Genomic DNA, 24236 nt, shown 5'->3' with positions numbered 1-24236 from the left:
ATACCGGCGTCTCAGGGCAGGATTTCCACCGGCAGGTCTGCGGCGGGCACTTCATCACTGCACTCGGGGTTACGGATGGCGATTTCCACCCGGCGATTGATAGCGCGGTTTTCCGGGCTGGTGTTGGGGGCCAGTGGCCGGGTCTCGGCACGGCCCGCGGCAACGACCCGCTCGGCGGGGATATCCCGGTTGAGTACCAGTTCATGCACCACCGAGACCGCCCGGGCAGCAGACAGGTCCCAGTTTGAGCGGTACTGGCTGCTGGAAATCGGTCGATCGTCGGAATGCCCGGAAACCACCACATCCCCGCTACAGGCGGAGAGGACACTCACCACACGCTCGATGATCGGGATCATTTCCGGCTTGATGGTGGCGTCGCCAGAGCGGAAGGTCGCTTCCTCCGAGAACCGGATAACCACCTGATCCTCGTCGTAGTTCACATGCAGGGTTTCGGAAGCTACTTCCTCTTCCAGTTCCCGAACCAGACGCCCGGCCAGGTCCAGCACACCGCCGGGTATCTGCCGGGTTTCCGAGCGCTCAGTACGCTCATCAATAAACTCAGGTTGTTGTTGCAACGATTCCGACGGTTCGGGCAGCGAGACGGTATCCGATTCCACCAGGGTAATAGGGGAGCCACCCACGTCCTCCGCCATCACGTTGCTGGAACCAAAGGCCAGCGACATGGAGTTGGCCATGGCCCGGTATTTTTCCACATCCATTTCGGCGAAAGACAGCAGCAGAATAAAAAACGTCAGCAGCAGTGTGGCCAGATCGGCAAACGTCACGATCCAGTCCGGGGTGCCTTTCTTGCCCCGGTTCTTTTTCAGTGGCCGTGCCGGTTGCAAACCTCAGGCCTCCCGCTCGGGTTCGAGGTTGGTGCGGTGTTCCGGAGACACGTAGGAAGACAGCAGTTCGGTCATAACCCTGGGGTTTTCACCGCGCATGATGCTCTTGATGGAGGTAATGATCAGCATCTGGTTACGGGCATCGTCTTCCGCCTTCAGCTGCAACTTGTCGGCCAGGGGTAACGCCATCAGTTGGGCAATGAATGCGCCGTACAGGGTGGTCAGCAGGGCAATGGCCATGGCCGGACCAATGGAGGAAGGATCATCAAGGGTATTGAGCATTTGCACCAGCCCCACCAGGGTACCCAGCATGCCGATGGCCGGTGCCGATTCGCCAATGCCGCGGAACACCCTTTCCGCCACTTCGTAGCGTTCGGCGGTCTGCTGGCTGTCCTGCAACAGGGCCTCTTCTACCAGTTCCGGCGGATGGCCATCGACACAGAGGTTGATGGCTTTCTGCAGGAACTCGTCCTTGGTGTCATGGTTCTCCAGACCCAGAATGCCCTCCTTGCGAACCACCCGGGCCAGCACGCCCACTTCCCGAATCAGTTCCGCCGGGCGCGCCAGCTTGTCCGTAAAGGCCGCGCGGAATGCCAGCCGGAAAGCACTCAGCACGGAGGGCATGCGGAATTTGATCAGGGTAACGGCAAACGTCCCACCGAGTACGATGGCCAGGCCTGGCAGGTTCAGAAAGGTAAGCACGGTTGCATTCGCCAACATGGCGAGCAACACAATCAGGGTTCCGGCTAGCAACCCGACAAGCGTAAGAATATCCATAACTGACCCTTATCGACGGCTCGGCTGCATCGCCTGCCTCAGTCTGTTCTCAGTTCCTCGGTGACGGCCGAGGTTTCCGGGCGTACGCCCCGCCACACGAAAAAAGCTTCGGCAGCCTGTTCCACCAACATGCCCAGACCGTCAAACACGCGTACGGCGCCATGATCCAGGGCCCACTGGTTAAACGTGGTGGTCTGCAGAGAATACATCATGTCGTAGACCACGGTATCTGCGCGGATCACATCTGCCGTAATGGCTGGCAAGTCGCCCTTCAGGCTGGCGCTGGTGCCGTTGATCACCAGATCAAACGGTCCTTCGACCTGCTCAAAACCACAGGCCGAGAGTTCAATGCCACTGTGTTCCCGGCCGAACAGCCGGGCCAGCGCTTCGGCCCTGGCGACAGTACGATTGGCCACAACCACACTGGCGGGCTGCTCGTCCAGCAGAGGCCCGAGCACCCCGCGCACCGCACCACCAGCGCCCAGCACCAGTACTCGCGCGCCTTTAAGAGGCACACCATGGTTGTCCCGGAGGTCGCGAACAATACCCACACCATCTGTGTTATCGGCCACCAGCTGGTCTTCTTGATCCAGATAGAGAGTATTGGCGGCACCTGCCAGCTCGGCCCGGTGAGTCCGGTGCTCGGCCAGGGTCCAGGCCTGTTCCTTGAACGGCACCGTAATGTTCAGACCCTTGCCGCCGTGGTCAAAGAAATGATGAACGGTGCCGGCGAAATCCTCCAGCGGCGCCTGAATCGCGGTGTATTCCACGGCCTCACCGGTCTGTTGGGCGAACAGGCTGTGGATACGGGGTGATTTGCTGTGGCTGATGGGGTTGCCCACCACGGCATACAGATCGTTAGTCATTACGTTCCTCCAACCAGTCACGGCCGGTCAGAAAATACTCGGTCAGCCGGGCTTCCTCAGTGCCTGGCTCCGGACGGCGGTCGTAATCCCAGCGCACCAACGGGGGCAGGGACATCAGGATAGACTCGGTCCGGCCGCCCGACTGCAGTCCAAACAGCGTGCCCCGGTCGTACACCAGGTTAAACTCGACATAGCGGCCCCGGCGGTAGAGCTGGAATTCCCGCTCCCGTTCCCCCCAGGGCTGATCCATACGCCGGCGCACAATCGGCTCGTAGGCCTCAATGTAACTGTCGCCCACGGCCTGCATAAAGGCAAAGTCACGGTCGAAATCGCCGGTGTTGTAGTCATCAAAGAACAGCCCGCCGACGCCCCGTGGCTCCTGCCGGTGTTTGAGGTAGAAATAGTCGTCGCACCAGCGCTTGTAGTCCGCGTAGACGGAGTCACCGAATGGCTGGCAGGCTGCCTTTGCGGTGCGGTGCCAGTGCACGCAGTCTTCCTCAAATCCGTAATAGGGCGTGAGATCATAGCCGCCACCGAACCAGTACACCGGAGCGCTGTCCTCCGGCGTAGCGATGAAAAAGCGCACGTTGGCATGAGACGTGGGCACGTATGGATTGTTCGGATGAATCACCAGCGACACCCCCATGGCCTGCCAGGGTGCGCCCGCCAGGTGAGGGCGGTGAGCCGTGGCAGACGCTGGCATGGTCTCGCCCATCACGTGGGAAAAGTTAACGCCGCCCTTCTCGATAACACCACCGTCGGCCAGTACGCGGCTGATACCGCCACCGCCTTCCGGCCGCTGCCAACTGTCACGGATAAACGATGCCTGGCCATCGACCGCTTCCAGCCGCTGACAAATGCGCTCCTGAAGACCGATAAGGTAGTCCTTGACGGCCTGGATATCCGGCTGCTGTGACATGAATTCTCCTAGCGAAACTGTTGACCGGTAACAATATCAATAATGCGACTGGGCTTGCGATTGCCGCCCAGCGCACCGGGGACAATACGATCTATGCGGTCGCCGAAATAGCGCCGCACCTGCCAGATGGCACGGGCCGGCTGACGCCCCGCCGGATTGCATGAGGTACTGACCAGCGGCATACCCGTCGCCTCACACAAGGCCCGCACCACCGGATGATCACTGACCCGAACGGCGATGGAACTGTGTTTGCCGCGGACCCACTCCGGCACCTGCTGGTTTACGTCCGGCAACAGACAGGTGACCGGCCCTGGCCAGTGGCGCAGAGCCTCGCTCTGAACGGCCTCGGGCAACGGATCCAGCAGGAAACGCACCTGTTCAACCGAGGCTGCCACCAGTATCACGCCCTTCTCCATGGGCCGCTGCTTGAGCTCAAGGATGTATTCGACCGCCTCCCGGTTCCAGGGATCGCACCCCAGTCCCCACACCGCTTCCGTGGGATAGGCGATTACCCCGCCTGCCAGTACCGTCTGGCGGGCAAGAGCCAGTTGAAGAAAACTCGGAGAAGATGTATCCGCCATCAGATATCGGCGCCCTCATGCAGAACAATGAACAAGGTCCCGACCGGTGCGCTGATAACCACCCGGGCAGGCATGGGCGAGGCCCTCAAGCTCCAGGATCAGTAGTGACTGCAGCAACTGATCCGCGGGCAAACCCGTGGCAAGGCCCAGTGCATCGGTAGACTGCGGATCATACCCCAAAGCCTCGAATACCGCGATTTCCCGGCTGTCCAGAAACGACAGGTCTGACGAATTCTCCGTTGCTTCCGGTTCTGCGGGCTGCGCCTGCATGGACCACCAGGTGCCCAGTTCTTCCATCACGTCGTCGGCGGTCTCCACCAGTCGGGCGCCCTGGCGAATCAGTTGGTGACAGCCCCGGGCCACCGGGCTGTGCACCGAACCGGGAATGGCAAACACCTCCCGCCCCTGCTCGAGGGCGGTTCGAGCGGTAATCAGTGAACCGCTCCGGAGGCTGGCCTCCACCACCAGCACGCCCCGGGCGAGGCCACTGATAATGCGGTTACGTTGGGGGAAATAGGCGGCCCTGGCCTGGGTGCCCGGCGGGTACTCAGAAACAATCAAGCCGTTCTCAATGATGCGGTGGGCCAGGTTACGATGTTGGGCCGGATACAACCGGTCGAGACCACAACCCACCACCGCCAGTGTCGGATAGCCAGCATCCAGGGCGCCGGCGTGGGCTGCGCCATCTATTCCGAGGGCCAGACCGCTGGTGATCAGCAGCCCCCGCCGGCTGAGTTCGGCAGAAAACTGGCGGGCATGGTCCAGCCCCGCCCGGGTGGCGTTGCGACTGCCGACCACGCCCAGTTGGTCCCGTTGCAATAACTCAACGTTACCCAGGGTATAGAGCACCAGAGGCGCATTGTGGATATGGCGCAGGCATTCCGGGTAGGGCGCCTGGCCCTGTCCGAGCACGCCAATACCCCGTTCCCGACATTTACGATAGATATCCAGTGCCCGGGCTATGACGCCCTGGCTGAGCTCCCCCGCCTGCCAAGCGACAATCGCCTCCACGGCATCGCCGCCAAGCCCCATGGCGCGAAGCGTGGCAGCATTCAGGGGCAGGATATCGGTGAGCGTATCAACAGAACCCAGAATCCGCTCCCTGAGGGGGATTCCGAACCGGGGCAGCAGTGACAGCAGCAGCCACTGGCCTGCCGGTGTTTGCAGAAATTCCTGATCTGACATTTTCTCTTCCTTGAAAACAACAATGGCCGGGCATTCCGGCCCGGCCATGTCTTATTCCTTCAACTCATCAAACGCGCGGCCTCAGGGATTGGTGACCTTGTCACCCACCGAGAGGGGCCGCGTTGCCTGCAGCACCAGACCGTAGCTCATTTTCTCATAGGCCTGGAACACCATCAGCAGGCCAGCCCGCTCAGACGGCAATTCAATGGTTTCGCCGGTGACCGGATCACGAACCATGTTGCCCGCCTTCAGCACCGCCAGCACATTACCGGGCGCCAGGCCTTCGCGCTCACCACGGTTAATGGCGACCACATCGTACTGACCGATCTGGCTGACACCGCCATCGACAGAAATCATCTTGCCTTCGATCTCACTATCCGGCGAGCTGGGCACGAAGCTGGTGGTCAGCCGGCGATCTTCATTCACCAGCAACCGGTCACCAATACGCACTTCTTCACTGGACTTGGTAATGCCTACGGTCAGCACATCACCGTTTTCGGTATTAACGTTGCCGCGGGCAATGCTCCGGGCTTCCAGGCCAAGGAACTCGCCGGTGTCCGGATCCACAAATTCCTTGCTGCGACGGAAAATACCCACGCGATCGGCCGGCTTCTCGCCGCGAGCGTAAATACGGTCACCGGCACCGGTGATGATGCGGCCGTCCTCACCTTCAAGCACATAGGGCGCACCGTTGATTTCTTCCGGGCTGACAATACGGGTTTCGGTCAGGAAACTGGCGATGGCATCCAGGGGGATGGCCGGTATTGGTGTGTCGATGGCCTCGGAACGAACCTGAGGCGAGAGCTTCACCACATCGCTGGTCGCGACCTTGGTAATCCGGGGCTTGCCATCGATGTACACCAGTGCCAGGCGGTCACCGGGATAGATCAGGTGTGGGTTGGCAACCTGCGGGTTCACGTGCCAGATTTCCGGCCAGTACCACGGGTTGTTCAGGAATCGCGCTGAAATGTCCCAGAGGGTGTCCCCTTTGACGACAGTGTAACGCTCAGGATGATCAGACCTCAGCTCCGGCTGTGCCTGGGCCCAGGAGGTAAACAGCAGCGCAGAGGCTGCCAGAGCGTACAACAGTTTCCTCATTGTTTATGTCCTTGATCGCGTGCCTTGAATCTTTGCGTTCGGTAATGTCGCCGCAGAATCCCCGCAGCATATTACGTTGTTATTCCCGTTACTATAGAAGAAGTCCCGGAATTTGTGATGTTATCTTTTGTTCTTCGAGTGATTTCTGCAGCCATCGAAGCGCATTCGTGAAAGATTTTAACTATTAACTGATCAGTTTGTACTCAATCGGCGAATTATTGGATAATAGGCACCGTCAGGCGGACGTTATTACCTTGAACCTGGGAACTCTGCCAGCATTAACGGTTCATACTGTCGGAATCTCTGGATTCATCATAGGCAGACCAAGAAAATTTGCGCAGTACGCTGTCGCATTTCGGCAATCGGTTTCACAGCGTTACAAATGGTAAAATTCTGCGCTGGGCAGCCCGTCAAACAGGCTGACATTAGAGATTGCCCGATACACACAGGCCAGAAGCAAGAGCATTATGATTCGAGAAATTCTTGAGTATCCGGACCCACGACTTCGCACCATCGCCAAGCCGGTGGAGGAAGTGACCGATGACATCCGTACGCTGATCGACGACATGTTCGAGACCATGTACGATGCCCGCGGCATTGGCCTGGCCGCGACCCAGGTGGATGTGCACAAGCAGATCATCGTAATGGATCTGTCCGAAGATAAAACCGAGCCGCGGGTGTTCATCAACCCGAAAGTGGAAGTGCTGGATGGCGAGCTCGAAGCCATGCAGGAAGGCTGCCTGTCGGTACCGGGGTTCTATGAAGATGTGAAGCGCATCGAGCACTGCCGGATTACCGCCAAGGATCGCGACGGCAAGGAGTTTGTCCTGGAGGCTGAAGGCCTGCTGGCAGTTTGCATCCAGCATGAAATGGACCACCTGAATGGCAAGCTGTTTGTCGATTACCTGAGCCAGCTCAAACGTAATCGCATTCGCAAGAAGCTGGAAAAGCTGCACAAGCAGAGCGCCTGAGGCGCTGCCAGCATAGACCGAATTCAGGACCGGGTTACGACCCGGTTTTTTCGTATCAACGACACAGAGAAGCAACCAACGTGCGCATTGTGTTTGCCGGCACGCCGGATTTCGCCGCCACCGCCCTGAAAACCCTGCTGAATGCCGGTTACGACATCGTCGGCGTTTACACCCAGCCTGATCGCCCCGCCGGCCGCGGCCGCAAACTGATGCCCAGCCCGGTTAAACAGGTGGCACTGGATACTGGTATTCCCGTGTATCAACCGGTCAGTCTGAAGCCAGAAGAGGCCCAACAGGAACTGGCGTCGCTGCAACCGGATGTGATGATCGTGGCTGCCTATGGCCTGATTCTGCCCAAGGCAGTGCTGAACATACCAACCCATGGCTGCCTGAACATTCACGCCTCCCTGCTGCCGCGATGGCGAGGTGCCGCCCCTATCCAGCGGGCCATTGCCGCCGGCGACGCCGAAACCGGCATCACCATCATGCAGATGGACGAAGGCCTGGATACCGGCGATATGCTGTTGAAAACCAGCACCCCGATCCACGCCAGCGACACCGGCGGCAGCCTGCACGACCGCCTGGCAGACATAGGCGGCAAAGCTATTGTGCAGGCCATGGAGCGGCTGGCAAACGGCGAACTGACGCCTGAGCCACAGAACGACGCCGACGCCAACTACGCCCACAAGTTGTCAAAGGAAGAAGGCCACATCGACTGGAGCCGAAGCGCGCAGGAGATAGAACGACTGATTCGCGCCTTCAACCCCTGGCCCGGCACCTTTACCGATCTGGGCGAGCAGCGCATCCGCCTTCATCACGCCACCGCACTGGAGCAGAGCAGTGACAAGGCACCAGGCACCGTGGTCAGTCGCGAGAGAGAAGGCGTTGAGGTTGCCTGCGGCACCGGCACCCTTAGAATCACTTCCGTGCAGTTACCAGGCAGCAAGGCCCAGAGCATCAACGACCTGATCAACGGTGGTAAGCAGGTATTGCTGCCCGGCCAGGAGCTGAACTGACCATGGCCTACCAGCCCCTGCCATTCCGCGCCATTGCCGCCAACGTATTGCTGGCGGTGGAACAGGGTCAATCGTTATCCCAATGCCTGCCACCTGCCCTGAACCAGCTACCCCCGGAACAACGGCCACAACTGCAAGCCATCTGTTACGGCACGTGCCGCTGGTATCACCGGCTTGAAGGTGAGCTTAACCAGCGCCTGAAGAAGCCCCTGCGCAAGCCGGACCGGATCATCCACCATCTGATGCTGGTGGCGCTGTTCCAGTTACGTTACAGCGAACAGGCCACCTACGCGGTGCTGAACGAGACCGTAGAAGCCTGCCGGGCCCTGGACAAGCCGCACCTGACTGGCCTGGTCAACGGGGTCCTGCGGGCCGCCGAACGCGAAGGGGCGCCGGAGCCGAAAGACGATAGTGGCCGCTTCAGTCATCCCGCGTGGATGGTGGAGAAGCTCCGCCATAACTGGCCTGACTATTGGCAGACCATCCTTGAAGCGAACAACCAGCAGGCGCCCATGACCCTGCGGGTCAATGCCCTGCGCTTCAAGCGTGACGAGTACCTGAAGCTGCTGTCTGAAGCCGGCATCGAAGCCCACGCCACCCGCTTTGCGCCCAACGGAATCCAGCTGGAACGGCCAGTGCCGGTCGACCGCCTGCCCTGGTTCGAGGACGGTGCGGCCAGTGTTCAGGATGAAGCCGCCCAATTGTGTACGACTTTACTGGACCTGCAGCCCGGCCAGCGGGTACTGGATGCCTGCGCTGCCCCCGGCGGCAAGACCTGCGCCATCCTTGAAGCCTGTGGCGCACTGGACGAAGTGGTGGCCATCGACGAATCCGCCGAGCGCCTGCCCCGGGTCCAGGAAAACCTGGACCGGCTCGACCTGCAGGCCACCCTGACCCAGGCCGATGCCGCCGATATCGACAGCTGGTGGGACGGCACGCCCTTCGACCGCATCCTGCTGGACGTTCCCTGCAGCGCTACCGGCGTGATTCGCCGGCACCCGGACATCAAACTGCTGCGCCGGGAATCCGATATTGTGCCGCTGGCCAGTATCCAGCTTGGCCTGCTGGAGGCCATGTGGTCTATCCTGAAGCCCGGTGGGCGACTGGTGTATGCCACCTGTTCGGTGTTTCCACAGGAGAACCACCGTATAATCCAGCGATTCCTGAAGCAGCAGAATCAGGCAACGCTGAAGTGTATCGAGGCAGACTGGGGCCGGGACATGAACACCGGGCGTCAGCTGTTCCCAGACCCGGACAGCCATGACGGCTTTTTCTACGCCGTGCTGGAGAAACCTGAACCATGAAAATCCTGATTCTCGGCGCCGGCCAGGTCGGCGGCACCCTGGCGGAAAACCTGGCTAATGAAGCCAACGACATTACCGTGGTGGACAACGACAGTGTTCGACTCCGGGAACTGCAGGACCGACTGGACATCCGCACCATGCATGGCCGGGCCTCCTACCCTACGGTACTGAGGCAGGCCGGGGCCGAAGATGCCGACATGATCATCGCCGTGACCAACAGCGATGAAACCAACATGGTGGCGTGCCAGGTCTCCAAGCTGCTGTACAAGACCCCCACTACCATCTGCCGTGTGCGTGCCGGCGCCTATCTGGCCAAGCCGGAACTGTTCTACAACCGGGATACGGTCAAGGACCTGGACAGCCTGAGAGGCTTCCCCCTGGACGTTCTGATCAGTCCCGAACATCTGGTAACCCAGCACATTACCCGGCTGATTGAATACCCCGGTGCCCTGCAGGTACTGGAGTTCTCCAAGGGCCTGACCCGACTGGTCGCCATTCGCGCCACCGAGGGCGGCCCACTGGTGGGGCACGAACTGTCCTACCTTCGCACCCACATGCCCAAGATCGATACCCGGGTGGCGGCGATTTTCCGCAAGGACCGGGCGATCATGCCCCAGGGCGATACCGTAATTGAAGACGGCGACGAGGTGTTCTTTATCGCCGCCGCCGACCATATCCGCTCGGTGATGAGCGAACTGCAACCGCTGGAGAAGCCCTACAAACGCATCTTCATCTGCGGCGGTGGCAACATCGGCTACCGGCTGGCCAACACCCTGGAAGACCGCTATCAGGTGAAACTCCTGGAACGGGACCATGAACGCTGCGTGATGCTGTCCGAGCGCCTGCGCAAGACCGTGGTACTGGAAGGTAATGCAGCCAACAAGGACATCCTGCTGGAAGAGAACATCGAGAATACCGATGTGTTCTGCGCCGTCACCAACGACGACGAAGCCAACATCATGGCCTCGTTGCTGGCCAAGCGACTGGGTGCCCGCAAGGTCCTGACCCTGATCAACAACCCCGATTACGTGGACCTGATCCAGGGCGGCGATATCGACGTGGCCATCTCACCCCAGCAGACCACCATCGGCAGCCTGCTTACCCACGTGCGCCGTGGTGATGTGGTGAACGTGCACGCCCTGCGCCGGGGCGCGGCCGAAGCCATTGAGGCCATCGCCCACGGCGACCACCGTTCCTCCAAGGTGGTTGGCAAACGCCTGGACGAAATCAATCTGCCATCCGGAACGACCATTGGTGCCATTGTCCGGCACAACGAAGTGCTCATCGCCCACGACCACCTTCGGGTGCAACCAGACGACCACGTGATCCTGTTCCTGGTGGACAAGTCGCGCATACGGGACGTCGAGAAACTGTTCCAGGTGGGCCTCACGTTCTTCTGATTGATCTCAGGCAAAACAACACCCTGGCTGGCACTTAGAAATGCGGCGCCGGCCAGCGTATAATGCGCGTTTTCAAATTTTCGGAGTGCCCCGGAACCGGGGCCCACACACAGACTGACCAGCAGGCAAACGTCGTGACAGACAAGGCAACCAACAACTCCGCGCCGGACATCAAGACCTTCCAGGGTCTGATCCTGGCATTGCAGAATTTCTGGGCGCAGCACGGCTGCGTGGTTCTCCAGCCCCTGGACATGGAAGTGGGCGCCGGTACCTTCCACCCGGCCACCTTCCTGCGATCCATCGGTCCGGAAACCTGGAACTCCGCCTACGTCCAGCCCAGCCGCCGCCCCACCGACGGCCGTTACGGCGAGAACCCCAACCGCCTGCAGCACTACTACCAGTTCCAGGTGGTTCTGAAGCCGTCTCCGGACAACATTCAGGAGCTGTACCTGGATTCTCTGCGCGCCCTGGGCCTGGACCCGTTGGTGCACGACATCCGCTTTGTCGAAGACAACTGGGAATCGCCGACCCTGGGCGCCTGGGGCCTGGGCTGGGAAATCTGGCTGAACGGTATGGAAGTGACCCAGTTCACTTACTTCCAGCAGGTAGGCGGCCTGGAATGCTATCCGGTCACCGGCGAGCTGACCTACGGCCTTGAGCGTATCGCCATGTACCTGCAGGGTGTGGACAGCGTGTATGACCTGGTCTGGACCAATGGCCCGGATGGCGTGGTTACCTACGGCGACGTGTTCCATCAGCAAGAGGTGGAAATGTCCACCTACAACTTCGAACATGCCGACACCGAGTTCCTGTTCCACAGCTTCGATGTCTATGAGCGGGAAAGCGCCCGCCTGATCGACGCAGGTCTGCCACTGCCGGCCTATGAGCAGGTGCTCAAGGCCTCCCACACATTCAACCTGCTGGACGCCCGTCACGCCATCTCCGTGACCGAGCGCCAGCGTTTCATCCTGCGTGTACGTACCCTGGCTCGCTCCGTGGCCCAGGCCTACTTCGAGAGCCGTCGCAAGCTGGGCTTCCCGCTGGCCCCGGAACACCTCCGCAAGGAAGTGCTGGCCGCCGCTGAAGCCGCCGACGCCAAGGCCAGTAAAAAGGGCAAGAAAGCCAACAAGGCACCGCAGGAACAGGGGAACGCATAATCATGGCAACTCAGGATTTTCTGGTCGAACTGGGCACCGAGGAGCTGCCTCCGAAAGCTCTCAAGCCCCTCTCTGACGCTTTCACCCAGGGCATTGTCAAAGGCCTGGAAGAAGCCGGCGTGGCCTTTGGTGCGGTGGAAAGCTTCGCAGCACCCCGTCGTCTGGCGGTACGTATCCGGGACCTGGCCGATGCCCAGCCGGACAAATCGGTCGAGAAGCGCGGCCCGGCCGTGAAAGCAGCGTTTGATGATTCCGGTAACCCCACCCGGGCGTTGACCGGCTTCGCCACCTCCCTGGGGATTACCCCGGATCAGCTCGACACCATGGAGACCGACAAGGGTGCCTGGCTGGTGTACCGTACCGTTGAGAAGGGCAAGCCCACCGTAGAACTGATGCCGGATCTGGTGGACAAATCCCTGGCCGCCCTGCCCATTCCCAAACGCATGCGCTGGGGTGCCTGGAAGACCGAATTCGTGCGCCCGGTACACTGGCTGATTCTGTTGTACGGCAACAAGGTGATTGAAGCACCGGTGATGAACCTCAAGCCCGGCAACAAGACCCGTGGCCACCGGTTCCACTGCCCGAAAGAGCTGATTGTGCCCACCCCGGCCGACTACGAAGTGGTGCTCAAGCAGGAAGGCTACGTACTGGCAGACTTCGCCGAGCGTCGTGAGCAGATCCGCGCCGGCGTGGCCGCGCTGGCGGAGAAAGAAGCCGGCGGCAAGGCCGTAATCGACGAAGACCTGCTAGACGAAGTGACTGCCCTGAACGAATGGCCGGTACCATTGATGGGGCGCTTCGAGGAGCGCTTCCTGGATGTACCCGCCGAAGCCCTGATCTCCTCCATGAAGGAACATCAGAAGTACTTCCACGTAGTGGATGCCGGCGGGAAGATGCTGCCGCTGTTTATCACCGTGGCCAACCTGGAGAGTAAAGACCCGGCCCAGGTGATTTCCGGTAACGAGAAAGTGATTCGCCCGCGCCTGTCCGATGCCGCCTTCTTCTACGACACCGACCGCAAGACCAGGCTTGAAGACCGCATCGAGGCACTCAAGCCCATCGTGTTCCAGGACAAGCTGGGCAGCATCTACGACAAATCTGTACGGGTAGCAGCCCTGGCCAAAAAGATTGCCGAAGCCATCAACAGCGACCCGGCCCTGGCCGAGCGTGCTGCCATGCTGGCCAAGACCGATCTGGTCACCGAAATGGTGCTGGAGTTCACCGACCTGCAGGGCATTATGGGTCAGTACTACGCCGCCAACGACGGCGAACATGCCGATGTCGCCAAGGCCCTGAACGAGCAGTACATGCCGCGCTTTGCCGGCGACGACCTGCCCACCACCCTGACCGGTTGTGCGGTGGCCATTGCTGACCGCATCGATTCCCTGGTCGGCCTGTTCGGCATCAACCAGCCGCCGTCCGGTACCCGGGACCCGTTCGCCCTGCGTCGTGCTTCTCTCGGTGTGCTGCGCATCATCATCGAACGTGAACTGCCGCTGGACCTGCAGACGGTGTGCGAGTGGGCGGAACAGAACTTTACCGTGCTGACCGAGAAGAACACCGCCAGCACCGTGGTGGACTACATGCTGGAGCGTTTCCGTGCCCACTATGATGAGCAGGGCATCGGCGCCGAAGTGTACCTGGCTGTGCACGCCCGCCGCCCAACCCGCCCGCTGGACTTCGATCGCCGCGTAAAAGCCGTGGAAGCCTTCCGCCAGCTGCCGGAAGCCCAGGCTCTGGCAGGCGCCAACAAGCGGGTTTCCAACATCCTCACCAAACAGGGTGGTGACAGCATCGGCGAGACCGTAGACACCGCGCTGTTGCAGGACGCTGCCGAGAAGACCCTGGCCGCGAAGGTGGAAGAGCAGGCACAGAAAGTACTGCCGATGTTCGAGCAGGGTGACTACGCCAGTGCGCTGACGTCGCTGGCCAGCCTGCGTGAGCCGGTCGACACCTTCTTTGATGAAGTGATGGTGATGGCAGACGAAGAAGCCGTGCGCAACAATCGTCTGGCACTGCTGAACCGCCTGCGCAACCTGTTCCTGCGGGTTGCCGACATCTCCCTGCTGCCCACAGCAGGCTGAGGCACACAGGCCGCTGGTTCACAATAAACCAGCGGCCTGCATATCCTGCTTTTCCACTCAGCTGCGCCAGAAGTCCGGCGACAACATCACAAACACACTCAACAGCTCCAACCGGCCCAGAATCATGGCGCCCATCAGAACCCATTTGGCCGCATCCGGCAACGTCTGGAAATTGCCTGCCGGGCCGATGGTATCGCCCAGTCCTGGCCCGACATTCGTCAAAGCCGTAGCGGCTCCGGAAAGACTGGTCACCAGATCCAGCCCCAGCGCCCCCAGAATCGCCGTCACCAGCGCCAGCGTCGCCAGAAAAATGAAAGAGAAGGCGACACTGGAGGCCACGATATCGTCACCAATCACCCGCCCGTTGTAGTTGCGGGCAAACACCGCGTGAGGGTGCAGCAAACGACGTACCTGCTCCCTGAGCAATAGCATGGACAGCTGGAACCGGAAGATTTTCATGCCGCCGGACGTGGACCCGGAACACCCGCCGACAAAGGTAATGAACAGGAATACCACCACCGCAAACGGGCCCCACAAGGAATAGTCGGTAGAAGCATAGCCCGTGGTGGTCACCACCGACGTAACATTGAACAGCGCTGAAACAAAGGTTTCAAACGGATCTACCGGTTCCCTCAGAACCCGGTAAATGGTCAGCAACGCAGCGACAATCACCAGGAACCGGAGGAAGAAACGCACCTGCTGATCCCGAATCAGGGGCTGGCGCTGCCCGTGAATAAACCGGACAAACAGAAAGAACGGCATGGCGCCCATCGCCATGAATACCGTCGACGCCAGGAGAATGGACGGCGAATCAAACTGCCCCATGGAGCTGTCTGAAGTGGAATAGCCGCCGGTCGATACCGTGGTCAACGCGTGATTCAGTGCCTGAAAGAAACTCATCCCCAGCAGCCAGTAGGTGAGCACGCAACCGAGCGTCAAGCCCAGATAGATGAGTACCAGACTGCGGGCCAGATGGTTGGTGCGGGGCACCGCTTTCTCGTTCCATTCGGACGATTCGGTGGCAAATAGCCGCATACCGCCAATCCGGAGAAACGGCAGGATGGCAACGGCCATACCGATGATCCCGATACCGCCCATCCATTGCATAATCGAACGCCAGAGCAAAATGTCGTCCGGCAGATGATCCAGGCCGGTAAGAACGGTGGAACCCGTAGTGGTCACGCCGGAAATGCTTTCAAAGAAGGCATCGGTCATGCTCAGCTTCATGTCACTCAGCAACAGCGGCAAACTGGAGAACAGAGGAATCACAACCCACGCCGACACGGTCAACATGAACATCTGCTGCTGGCGTAGCGCGTGTTTCTGCCGCCCCGCCAAAGCCAGAGCCGCGGCACCAATGCTGAAACAGACCACCGAGGATTTCACGAACGCCAGCCAATCCGGCGTATCACCGAACACCAGCAGGTTAACCGGAAGGGTCATGAGGAAACTGAGCAGGATGAGCAGAAAACCGAGGATCTGAACAATGGGGATAATGTTCACAGGGCAGGGGGCTCCGATGTCCGGACACAGACCAGTCGCAACGCCTTGCAAGGCAAGGTGGCATCCACGCCGCTGTTATACGCCCATTCAACCGGGTTTACCACTGCCAGGGTGAGGCTTCTGCTAGCTACCGGTCCGGACAATCCACAACAGAATTTTTGAATTCCAGCCCGGGGAAGGGGTAGCAAAACCGCCGCCAATGCGTATAATACCGGCCGTTGATCGGCGTGTGGCGCAGCTTGGTAGCGCACTTCGTTCGGGACGAAGGGGTCGCAGGTTCGAATCCTGCCACGCCGACCAAATAATCCCGCATTATCATCTAGTTACGACCGCCCGTTATTTCAGCTTTACAGGCTACTTTTCTTCAGCCATCAAATTGCCACCATTCCTGCGATGTTGGGAGCTACTATCCTTTTCCATGCATCCAGTCGATAGACTTGGTTGAGCAGGCTCCTTAGCTCATGATGTATTCGGGCGAACAGGGTCGAGTGCCAACTAAGAATGCAGGGAGCGAGGGAGTGATCAATCGGCGAATAAGCGACCAACAACCAGACCAAATTGTTGATGTAACCGAATGGGATTTTTATCAGGATTACGAGGTGTTTCCATCGGGGGCACGCAATAAGTCACTTCGAATTTGTCCGGATCCAACCCCATTTGATTTTTGCATCCCTGGGCACCGATACCTTTTCAAGGAAGCGATCAAGAGCGCTAAAAACCCTGATCAGCCGAGGCATCCGGATCAATACTGGGCCGAAGTGATAGCTTTTAAGATTGGACGACTAATGGGGCTCACTATTCCCCCAACGTTCGTTGCGATCGACTCTAAAACAAACGAACCAGGGGTAATAAGCGAATGGTTCCTAAATTATGGTCCTGTCGAAGAGAGATATACTGACGGCGGGGACCATATGCAGGCAGCCATACCAGAATACGAACGTGAAAAAGGGCGCCAGCACAACCTGAGTACAATACTAACGTTCAGCAGAGCATTAGCAATTCGGGGCCTTTTATCCCAAGATTGGATTGCGTACTGGGGTTTGTGTCTTTGCTTTGACGCTCTGATCGGCAATACAGATAGGCACCAAGAAAACTGGGGTGTGATTTGGAACCGAGATGAAGATCGAGCGCGTTTTTCACCGTATTTTGATAATGGCACGAGTTTAGGCCATGAGCTTTTCGAGAAAAAGATAGAGACATTGCTGCACGACGATGGGGCGCTTCTTCACTACATCCAAAAAGGGCGGCATCATATGAGGTGGAATCGGGATGACGCGGCGCGCATGGGGCTCATCGAGGGCGTCAGGCAATTTTGCGCAAAATACCCTTCAATCATTCCGACACTTACTGATCGTCTTACGCGCTGGGATTCTGGACAGTTAAAGCAAATATTGGACAACTTAACAGAGTTCGATATCGCAGCCCCTTTAACAGCACTGCGAGCTGAATTCGTCTATAGTCTCACTATGAAAAGAAGAGAGCTGCTACTGAAAGCTCTAGAGGAACTTGAATGACACGTTTTATAGAACACATCATCGAGCCAAGGCGTTTGCTCCTTTGCTGGCAAGCCAGAGATAGTGAGAGTCGATCTCGCTATGTGGTTGGCGAATTGGTGCAAAGAGAAAAAAATGTGACATTGAGGTACTTTACTGGTACTCCGGAATTTAAAGAGGCGTTGAACAATGGGTTCGTTGGGTATCCAGCGTTCCCAATCCGTAGCGGTGACGTTCATACCGGCCAAGTTCTTGAGGCTTTCACACGTCGACTGCCACCGAGGAATCGCCGAGATTTCTCTCGTTATTTGGAAATGAGAGGAATCTCACCGGAAGCGGAGATTAGCGACTTTGCGCTGCTCGGTTATACGGGAGCCAAGTTACCGAACGACGGGTTCGAAATTGTCCATACGTTCGAGCATGCTGGTGACCAAGTTGAGTTCGTTTTAGAAGTAGCGGGTTTCAGACACGAATCCACCATCCCGGCGGATCAAATCGTGGTGGGTGAAAGCGTAACGTTCCATCCGGAACCTGAAAACCAATATGATCCCCATGCGATTCGAATAGAGCTGCGTGGCACAAAGATTGGCTATGTCGCCCGGGGGCACGCTCCTGTTATCCTCGATTTTTTGAATGATGGCGCAGAGATTAGCGGTGAAGTTTTTCGAAAAAATGGGACGGCGGAGCGCCCGCTGATCTATATCTTCACGCAGTTAACTCTTTCTGATTGTGGTCAACATGGCCATCCAGAGTCAGTCATTTCGGTATAGGCTATTTTTGGAGGGCCCACTTGGGCCCTCTTCTTTACTTGCCACCGAAACATCACAATCATTCCGCTGACTGCGACCTGACCTTTTATCCAACTATCCCCTCTAGTTCTTTACTACCTACATTTTGAATCTTTAATAAGTCTGCTAATGTTCTGCCGTAAGACTGTCGCGGAGGGATACATTGAACAAGGCAACGGAATTCAAGTCCGGCAACTTTTCGTTTTTGTCAGAGCACGATTCTTTATTCGTGGAACTGGCTGAATCCGCCGAACGAGCCTTCGCCAGTGACCCTAACACCACTCTGATCAAACTCCGCCAGCTCGGCGAAGCCCTGGCCCAACATCTGGCCGCACTCTCCGGTATCGAGTTTGACGAACAAACCAGCCAGTCCGAACTGCTCTATCGCCTGAACCGGGAACTGCGGCTGGAACCGCAGATCAAAGAGCTGTTCCACATCCTGCGCATTGAGGGTAACAAGGCCACCCACCAGTTCCGCACCCAACACAAAGAGGCGATGGATGGCCTGAAAGTAGCGCGGGCCCTGGCCATCTGGTTTCACCGCTCCTTCGGTAAAGCCGGTGCCAGCTTCAAGCCCGGCCCCTTTATACCGCCAGCAGACCCCAGCGCACAGTTACGCCAGCTTCAGAGCGACATCGAAAAGCTCCGGCACGATCTGCAACACGCCAACATGGCGCTGGACAGCAGCCAGCAGCTCAGCCAGCTGATTGAGAAAGAAAAAGCCGAATACGAAGCCCTGGCGCTCGCCATGGATGAAGAATCCCGCGCTTTGGCGGAACAGGCCCGCCAGCACGAACAAGCCCTGAGCCAACAACAACAAGCCTACGAGCAAAAGATCAAAGCGCTGCAACAACAGCTCACGGAGCAGGGCGAGCAAACCGTCAATCAGCAGCGCCAGCAGGTAGCCAAACAGACCAAAGCCGCTACCGACACCCTGGTACTGAACGAAGAACTCACCCGCATCCTCATCGACCAACAACTGCAGGACGCGGGCTGGGAAGCCGACAGCCAGGACATCACCTTCCGGAAAGGCGCCCGCCCGGAGAAAGGCACCTATCGCGCGATTGCCGAATGGCCCACCAACCATAACGGCGAGAAGGGCCGGGCGGATTACGTGCTCTTTGTAGGCCTTACACCCATCGCCGTTGTCGAAGCCAAGAAAGAAAACACCAACGTGGCCGGCAAAATTCGCCAGGCCGAGCGCTACAGCAAAGGCTTCAAGGTAGACGCACCGTTAGTCGGCGCCTGGGAACTGATGGGCCGTACCATCGCCTGGCCTGCCGATGAAAGCGGCCATTACCACGTGCCCTTCGTGTATTCCTGCAACGGCCGGCCCTATGTGCCACAACTGGCAGAACAGTCCGGCACCTGGTTCCGGGATGTGCGCGAACCCAGCAACCTGCGCCGCGCACTGCCGCAGTTTCACACCCCCGGCGGGCTGCTGGATCTGCTGGAAAGGGATAAGGAAAATGCCGAGAAGCTGTTAAAGGACGAGCCCTTCGGCTACCTGAAACTGCGGGACTATCAACAGAACGCCATTGTCGCCACCGAACACGCCCTGGCTCGTGGCGTACGAACAGCCCTGCTGGCCATGGCCACCGGCACCGGCAAAACCCGCACCATCATCGGGCTGATGTACCGGTTCCTGAAAGCCGAACGGTTCCACCGCATCCTGTTTCTCGTAGACCGCACCGCACTGGGCCAGCAAGCCATCGACGCCTTCAACGAAGCGCCACTGGAACAGAACCACACGCTCAGCAAGATCTACAACGTGGCCGAGCTAGGCGATATGGCCGCCGAAGCGGAAACCCGTATTCAGGTGGCCACAGTCCAAGCCATGGTCAAACGCATCTTTATGAGCGACAACCCGCCGCCCATCGACCAGTTTGACTGCATCATCATCGACGAAGCCCACCGGGGCTACACCTTGGACCAGGAAATGACCGAGGGCGAACTGGCCCTGCGGGACACCGTCCAGTACCTGTCCAGCTACCGCCGGGTTCTGGATTACTTCGACGCCGTAAAAATCGGCCTCACCGCCACCCCCGCCAAGCACACCAGCGAGATCTTCGGCAAGCCGGTGTACACCTACTCCTACCGGGAAGCCGTGGCGGACGACTGGCTGATCGACCACGAACCGCCTATCCGTTACGAAACCCTGCTCACCCAGAACGGCATTACCTTCGAGAAGGGTAAGCCGGTGGAAGTGATCAACACCCAGACCGGAGAAGTGGACACCACCGAGTTGGAGGACGAGCTCAGCTTTGAGGTGGATGCCTTCAACCGCCGCGTAATCAATGAGAACTTCAACCGGGTCATCTGCGAACAACTGGTGCAGGAACTGGACCCGTTCGGCGACGAGAAAACCATGATCTTCTGCGCCACCGACCTGCACGCAGATATGGTGAAAAGCCAGCTCGATAAGGCCTTCAAGGACTTGTACAACGGCCAGTACAACGAAGCCGCAGTGGCCAAAATCACCGGCCAGAGCGACAAGGTGGACCAGCTCATTCGCCGCTACAAGAACGAGCGCTACCCCAACATCGCCATCACCGTAGACCTGCTCACCACTGGCATCGACGTGCCGCGCATCTGCAACCTGGTGTTCATGCGCCGGGTACGCTCACGCATCCTGTACGAACAAATGATCGGCCGCGCCACCCGCCGCTGCGACGAGATCGGTAAGACCGTGTTCCGCATCTACGACCCGGTAGACATCTACGCCGCCCTACAGGATGTGAACACCATGAAGCCCTTGGTGAAGGACCCCAACATCACCCTGGAGCAACTGGTAGACGAACTCACCGACGACGAGCAACTGGAAAAGGCCCTCAACAGCCCCGGCGACGCTCCCGACGAAAGCCAAGCCAACGTGGTACTCAGCCAGCTCAGCCAGAAACTCATGCGGGTGCTGCGCAAAGCCGACAACAAAGCCGAAAACCGCCCGCAACTGAAACAGAAACTGGACGAACTGCACCAGAGCTGGGGCGTGGAGCCCAAATCCCTGCACACCCACCTGCATAAACTCGGCCCGCGACAAGCCTCGGAATTCATCAAACAACACAGCGGCCTGCTGAACCAGCTGGCCGAGGTGAAGTCACTGGTGGGCAGCGACTACATGCCGTTGATCTCCGACCACGAAGACGAAATCCGCGAACGTATCCAGAGCTACGGTGTACACGACAAGCCGGAAGACTACCTGGACAGCTTCAACGAATTCATCAAACAGCAACTCAACCAGTCTGCCGCGCTGGCCGTGGTGGTCAACAAACCCCGTGACCTCACCCGGGAACAGCTGCGGGAAGTAAAACTGCTACTGGACAACCACGGCTACTCCGAAGCCCGCCTGCAAAGTGCCGTGCGAAACCAGACCAACAAGGACATCGCCGCCAGCATCATCGGCTACATCCGCCGCGCCGCCCTGGGCGAGCCGCTGATTCCTTTCGAACAGCGCGTAGCGGAAGCCATGGACCGCATCTACACCCAGCACAACTGGACTCCGAACCAGCGCAAATGGCTGGAACGCCTGGCCAAGCAACTGGTGCACGAAGTCATCATCGACCGGGAATTTGTGAACCATCGCTTTGCCGACGATGGCGGAGCCAGGCAAATGGACAAGGTGCTGGGGGAGCAGCTGGATACGGTGCTGGAGGAGTTGAATGAGGGGATTTGGCCGGAGCGGAGTGCGTAGGCTAGATTTGCCTGGGACTCACCTCTTCAGCAGCAGTTTGGACGAAACCCTCAACTTATGACTACTTCAAACCTCTCGTCCAAACCCCATTCCTCATCCTGAGCCATGACCCTGTTCAGTAGATCAACGATCTTGGCAAAGCTATTCCCCATAGACTCCTTTGAGGAATCAGCATTTTCCCAAACCAAAGTCACGGGGCGTTCTATATCAGTGCTCAAGACATCCCAAAGAGCGTCCAGGTTTTTCCCATAATAGGAAGGAAAATTCATTGCCTCGGAGATTTTGTTGTGAAAATCAGCTTCTGAAAGAATTTCGCGACCGTTAATAACCACAGCTTTCTTCAACATTTCTGTTATAAATCGTAACTTCTTCCCTCGTCTGCATAGTCTCCCATTCCGGCTGAACTGATCTCTTCAAGAGAAGCCCATCCGGAATCACCTCCACTAATAGAAACATTAGAGTTAGGGAGTAAAAAAAATCTTGGTGCCTCAGGATATAAAGGGTATTTATCTTCCACTTCATCCGGAGTCAACCAAACGGAGCTGCACTCTTCACACATAACCACTATCGTTCTTCCGTCACTGCATCGGAGAAAACCAAGTATCCCATCACCACATACACTGCAATTTTTTTCAAGATAATACATTTAGTCTCCTACGGTAGCACCGGAAATGAACTAATAACGTTGGAACCATTTTCAATAACTAATCTTATGTGTGTAGCTTCTGGAAGCCCATTAGCATTACCCCATTGCCCACCAACATAACCAGTTCTTTTATTCATGGGAACAAGATAAACATCACGTGCCAGCGCACTGCCTCGGGCTGGATTCAGCGTGTGTGTAACGCTTGGATCCCCACTGCGTACCTTCTCCCAAGCATCCTCTGTCAACTGCAAAGCTGCGTTTCTGCTATCGAATACACCATGTTTACCTGGTCGAGTTGGTAGGTCACTTGCGTGGTTGAGCACGTGTTGGAGTCGATTTCCAAACTTCGGACTTGGATCAGGTCCGTATTTCAGTCCAGCAGGAGTTTCCCAAACTTTAACCCCATTAGAGTAATCAAACTTTAATTTCGGAACAGAGGCATTGTCGTTTTGGAAAATGCCATCTCCTCCTCCCGCCCGCTTCTGAAAAACCAAATACAACGGCTCGATACCACTGTCCGCCGGAAAACTCACGATCAGCTCAACCTGATCCTCAAAGGGCCGCTGGTAGCCCGGCGGCGAATGTTCCTGACCATCTTCCTGGATGGGTGTCACCAGAATGCTGTAGGGATCAATACCGGAATCCGCCGGGTATTCGGTGCTCACTACCGGGCGGTGGCCGCTGTCATCCGGGTACCATACAAGGGTGAAGTCGTCATCAACCACCACTTCAAAATTCTCGCCCTTGAGCTCTGCGTGAGCAACCGGAACCCGGTCTTTGTATCCGGTGCTGTCGTTAACGTGATAGCCAGCCACCCGGAGGTTCCCGGTGGCATCCACGTGCAGATGAAAGCGTACCCGAATGGCCGCCTCGGTCATTTCTCGGAGTTCTTCCTCCGTGTAAAGGGTGCCGTCTCCGAGCTTGGATGGCCAGAGAGCCAAAAGCACTGAACTGGCAGCAGTACTCAGCACACTGGCCCCGACGCGGGCGGCCATGGCCCAGCCTTTTGCCAGTCTCATTGCCGAGCCGGAGATCAGGCCCAGCGGCCGCAAACCGTTTGCACCAGGGCTGGTGACTGTGGCGGGGGCGAGCATCGCTAATGTGCCGAAGTTGCTGGCCTTTTCCTCGCCCTCATTACTGTCGGTATCCCCGGAGGGGCGGGTGCAGGACTTGGCAAACACCTTGGGACCCAGGGGCGGGAGCCCGAAGTTTTCTGAGATCACCACAGGCGGAGGTAAAGGCGCGGTGGCCGGCTCAATCACCGGAGCTTCCGGCGTATAGTCGAGTTTCGTCGGTGGCGACAAGCTATCGGCGTGGGCTTGCCCAGCGGCGCCTGAACGAAATGGCTGCTTGTTTTCGAATCGTGTTGTTAAGGCGGTGAGCGCACTTTCGGCAATGGCTCCAGAGGCACTTTCCGCGGGAACAATACTCCCGGAAATCAGCCTGAAGACGGGAACCGCCGGGATTTCTTTCAGCAACACCAGCTCGCCACTGGCAAGCTGGTCTCGTATACGGGCAGGGGTATAACTGGAACTCGGGAGATAGCTGGCCAGTTCCTTATCGGAGTACTGGTCCCAGCCACCCTCGATCATCAACGCTTCGTGAAGCGCAAGCGAGTGCGGGTCTGCTATTTTGGTCACGTCCGTGTTTCCACAAGGTATTAATCGGCACAATCCATGCCTGAAGTGTGATCAAATGTACCGGAATTGCTGAGTTAGTCCAAGCCTACATCGAGAATGTTTACTGCATCGACACAGGCTTAATCTGTGTCGATTTTTCGGTGTTTTTTCGACATAGCCCATTCGACATGCATAGAAAACCGGCTTTTCTTAACATGTCGCCCGCAACGTGCAAAGATTTCGGCATTTTTTATACATGAGGCGCTGACGAAAACGTCGCGCCTATCAAAGGA

At 58.1% G+C, this 24236-nt stretch carries 20 protein-coding genes and 1 tRNA gene; 10 read left to right on the top strand and 11 right to left on the bottom strand.

Translation table 11 applies throughout. The features are described from left to right. Nucleotides 1-11: 11 nt before the first annotated feature. Genes Q669_RS13435 through Q669_RS13405 form a run of 7 tightly spaced genes read right to left on the bottom strand, consistent with a single transcriptional unit; the run spans nt 12 to nt 6271 of the window. Nucleotides 12-845 carry a flagellar motor protein MotB gene (locus tag Q669_RS13435; RefSeq protein WP_022992656.1) on the bottom strand — a complete coding sequence of 278 codons (834 nt, stop codon included), beginning with the start codon at nt 843-845 and terminating at the stop codon, nt 12-14. Nucleotides 846-848: 3 nt separating this feature from the next. Beyond that, nucleotides 849-1622 (bottom strand): motility protein A, encoded by a 774-nt coding sequence (locus Q669_RS13430; RefSeq protein ID WP_011783629.1) that lies wholly within the window; start codon nt 1620-1622, stop codon nt 849-851. Nucleotides 1623-1660: 38 nt separating this feature from the next. Then, the gene (aroE, locus tag Q669_RS13425) at nt 1661-2488 is read right to left on the bottom strand and encodes a shikimate dehydrogenase (RefSeq protein WP_011783628.1); all 828 of its coding nucleotides are present in this window, start codon (nt 2486-2488) and stop codon (nt 1661-1663) included. Further along, nucleotides 2481-3407 carry an oxygen-dependent coproporphyrinogen oxidase gene (gene hemF / locus Q669_RS13420; RefSeq protein ID WP_011783627.1) on the bottom strand — a complete coding sequence of 309 codons (927 nt, stop codon included), beginning with the start codon at nt 3405-3407 and terminating at the stop codon, nt 2481-2483. Before hemF ends, aroE begins: the two co-directional genes overlap by 8 nt. An 8-nt stretch (nt 3408-3415) precedes the next feature. Continuing rightward, a complete protein-coding gene (locus Q669_RS13415) occupies nt 3416-3988 on the bottom strand; it encodes an L-threonylcarbamoyladenylate synthase (protein ID WP_022992655.1) in 573 nt (190 codons plus the stop codon). A gap of 15 nt (nt 3989-4003) precedes the next feature. Next, nucleotides 4004-5221, bottom strand: a complete 1218-nt coding sequence (gene dprA, locus Q669_RS13410) for a DNA-processing protein DprA (RefSeq protein WP_022992654.1) — start codon at nt 5219-5221, stop codon at nt 4004-4006. Nucleotides 5222-5254: 33 nt separating this feature from the next. After that, nucleotides 5255-6271: a LysM peptidoglycan-binding domain-containing protein gene (locus Q669_RS13405; protein ID WP_022992653.1), complete on the bottom strand. Its 1017-nt coding sequence runs from the start codon at nt 6269-6271 to the stop codon at nt 5255-5257. Nucleotides 6272-6735: 464 nt separating this feature from the next. Here Q669_RS13405 and def point away from each other — a divergent pair, with 464 nt between their 5' ends. The 6 genes from def (at nt 6736) to glyS (ending at nt 14203) form a co-directional block, all read left to right on the top strand. Beyond that, nucleotides 6736-7242, top strand: a complete 507-nt coding sequence (def, locus tag Q669_RS13400) for a peptide deformylase (protein WP_198324811.1) — start codon at nt 6736-6738, stop codon at nt 7240-7242. A gap of 80 nt (nt 7243-7322) precedes the next feature. Continuing rightward, nucleotides 7323-8258 (top strand): methionyl-tRNA formyltransferase, encoded by a 936-nt coding sequence (gene fmt, locus Q669_RS13395; protein WP_022992652.1) that lies wholly within the window; start codon nt 7323-7325, stop codon nt 8256-8258. A 2-nt stretch (nt 8259-8260) separates the two neighbouring features. Beyond that, nucleotides 8261-9562: a 16S rRNA (cytosine(967)-C(5))-methyltransferase RsmB gene (rsmB, locus tag Q669_RS13390; RefSeq protein ID WP_022992651.1), complete on the top strand. Its 1302-nt coding sequence runs from the start codon at nt 8261-8263 to the stop codon at nt 9560-9562. Then, the gene (gene trkA / locus Q669_RS13385; RefSeq protein WP_022992650.1) at nt 9559-10962 is read left to right on the top strand and encodes a Trk system potassium transporter TrkA; all 1404 of its coding nucleotides are present in this window, start codon (nt 9559-9561) and stop codon (nt 10960-10962) included. The genes rsmB and trkA overlap by 4 nt, the downstream gene beginning before the upstream one ends. Before the next feature lie 134 nt (nt 10963-11096). Beyond that, entirely contained in the window at nt 11097-12119 is a 1023-nt protein-coding gene (gene glyQ, locus Q669_RS13380) for a glycine--tRNA ligase subunit alpha (protein WP_036149746.1), read from the top strand. Nucleotides 12120-12121: 2 nt separating this feature from the next. Next, entirely contained in the window at nt 12122-14203 is a 2082-nt protein-coding gene (gene glyS / locus Q669_RS13375; protein WP_022992648.1) for a glycine--tRNA ligase subunit beta, read from the top strand. A 57-nt stretch (nt 14204-14260) separates the two neighbouring features. On the opposite strand, the gene Q669_RS13370 is transcribed toward glyS, so the two are convergent. Further along, entirely contained in the window at nt 14261-15706 is a 1446-nt protein-coding gene (locus Q669_RS13370; RefSeq protein WP_022992647.1) for a TrkH family potassium uptake protein, read from the bottom strand. 223 nt (nt 15707-15929) lie between these two features. Between Q669_RS13370 and Q669_RS13365 the strand changes: the two genes are divergently transcribed. From Q669_RS13365 to hsdR, 4 genes are all read left to right on the top strand, one after another. Next, nucleotides 15930-16006: transfer RNA gene (locus Q669_RS13365), tRNA-Pro, on the top strand. A gap of 218 nt (nt 16007-16224) precedes the next feature. Further along, nucleotides 16225-17220, top strand: a complete 996-nt coding sequence (locus Q669_RS13360; RefSeq protein ID WP_152525051.1) for a hypothetical protein — start codon at nt 16225-16227, stop codon at nt 17218-17220. After that, entirely contained in the window at nt 17217-17969 is a 753-nt protein-coding gene (locus Q669_RS13355) for an HIRAN domain-containing protein (protein WP_011783615.1), read from the top strand. Before Q669_RS13360 ends, Q669_RS13355 begins: the two co-directional genes overlap by 4 nt. A 181-nt stretch (nt 17970-18150) precedes the next feature. Beyond that, the gene (gene hsdR, locus Q669_RS13350) at nt 18151-21678 is read left to right on the top strand and encodes a type I restriction-modification system endonuclease (protein WP_022992646.1); all 3528 of its coding nucleotides are present in this window, start codon (nt 18151-18153) and stop codon (nt 21676-21678) included. A gap of 50 nt (nt 21679-21728) precedes the next feature. Here hsdR and Q669_RS13345 read toward each other — a convergent pair whose 3' ends face one another. The 3 genes from Q669_RS13345 to Q669_RS13340 are packed head-to-tail and all read right to left on the bottom strand — an operon-like array spanning nt 21729 to nt 23964. Beyond that, complete coding sequence (locus Q669_RS13345) at nt 21729-22025, bottom strand: barstar family protein (RefSeq protein ID WP_022992645.1); 297 nt, start codon at nt 22023-22025, stop codon at nt 21729-21731. A gap of 5 nt (nt 22026-22030) precedes the next feature. Next, nucleotides 22031-22324: a hypothetical protein gene (locus Q669_RS19550; RefSeq protein ID WP_152525050.1), complete on the bottom strand. Its 294-nt coding sequence runs from the start codon at nt 22322-22324 to the stop codon at nt 22031-22033. Between the two features lie 8 nt (nt 22325-22332). Next, nucleotides 22333-23964: an S-type pyocin domain-containing protein gene (locus tag Q669_RS13340; RefSeq protein ID WP_152525049.1), complete on the bottom strand. Its 1632-nt coding sequence runs from the start codon at nt 23962-23964 to the stop codon at nt 22333-22335. Between the last annotated feature and the right edge of the window lie 272 nt (nt 23965-24236).

The sequence above is a fragment of the Marinobacter sp. C1S70 genome, assembly GCF_000475355.1.
Taxonomy (GTDB): Bacteria; Pseudomonadota; Gammaproteobacteria; order Pseudomonadales; family Oleiphilaceae; genus Marinobacter; species Marinobacter nauticus.
Note: the sequence above shows the minus strand (reverse complement) of the source record. Positions and strands in the feature narration are given on the sequence as shown.

Bases quoted from the DNA above. Each gene is read 5' to 3' on its own strand.
- Q669_RS13430 (WP_011783629.1), bottom strand. From the start codon at position 1,622: ATGGATATTCTTACGCTTGTCGGGTTGCTAGCCGGAACCCTGATTGTG.
- aroE (WP_011783628.1), bottom strand. From the start codon at position 2,488: ATGACTAACGATCTGTATGCCGTGGTGGGCAACCCCATCAGCCACAGC.
- hemF (WP_011783627.1), bottom strand. From the start codon at position 3,407: ATGTCACAGCAGCCGGATATCCAGGCCGTCAAGGACTACCTTATCGGT.
- Q669_RS13415 (WP_022992655.1), bottom strand. From the start codon at position 3,988: ATGGCGGATACATCTTCTCCGAGTTTTCTTCAACTGGCTCTTGCCCGC.
- dprA (WP_022992654.1), bottom strand. From the start codon at position 5,221: ATGGCCGGGCCGGAATGCCCGGCCATTGTTGTTTTCAAGGAAGAGAAA.
- Q669_RS13405 (WP_022992653.1), bottom strand. From the start codon at position 6,271: ATGAGGAAACTGTTGTACGCTCTGGCAGCCTCTGCGCTGCTGTTTACC.
- rsmB (WP_022992651.1), top strand. From the start codon at position 8,261: ATGGCCTACCAGCCCCTGCCATTCCGCGCCATTGCCGCCAACGTATTG.
- trkA (WP_022992650.1), top strand. From the start codon at position 9,559: ATGAAAATCCTGATTCTCGGCGCCGGCCAGGTCGGCGGCACCCTGGCG.
- glyS (WP_022992648.1), top strand. From the start codon at position 12,122: ATGGCAACTCAGGATTTTCTGGTCGAACTGGGCACCGAGGAGCTGCCT.
- Q669_RS13355 (WP_011783615.1), top strand. From the start codon at position 17,217: ATGACACGTTTTATAGAACACATCATCGAGCCAAGGCGTTTGCTCCTT.
- Q669_RS13345 (WP_022992645.1), bottom strand. From the start codon at position 22,025: ATGTTGAAGAAAGCTGTGGTTATTAACGGTCGCGAAATTCTTTCAGAA.
- Q669_RS19550 (WP_152525050.1), bottom strand. From the start codon at position 22,324: ATGTATTATCTTGAAAAAAATTGCAGTGTATGTGGTGATGGGATACTT.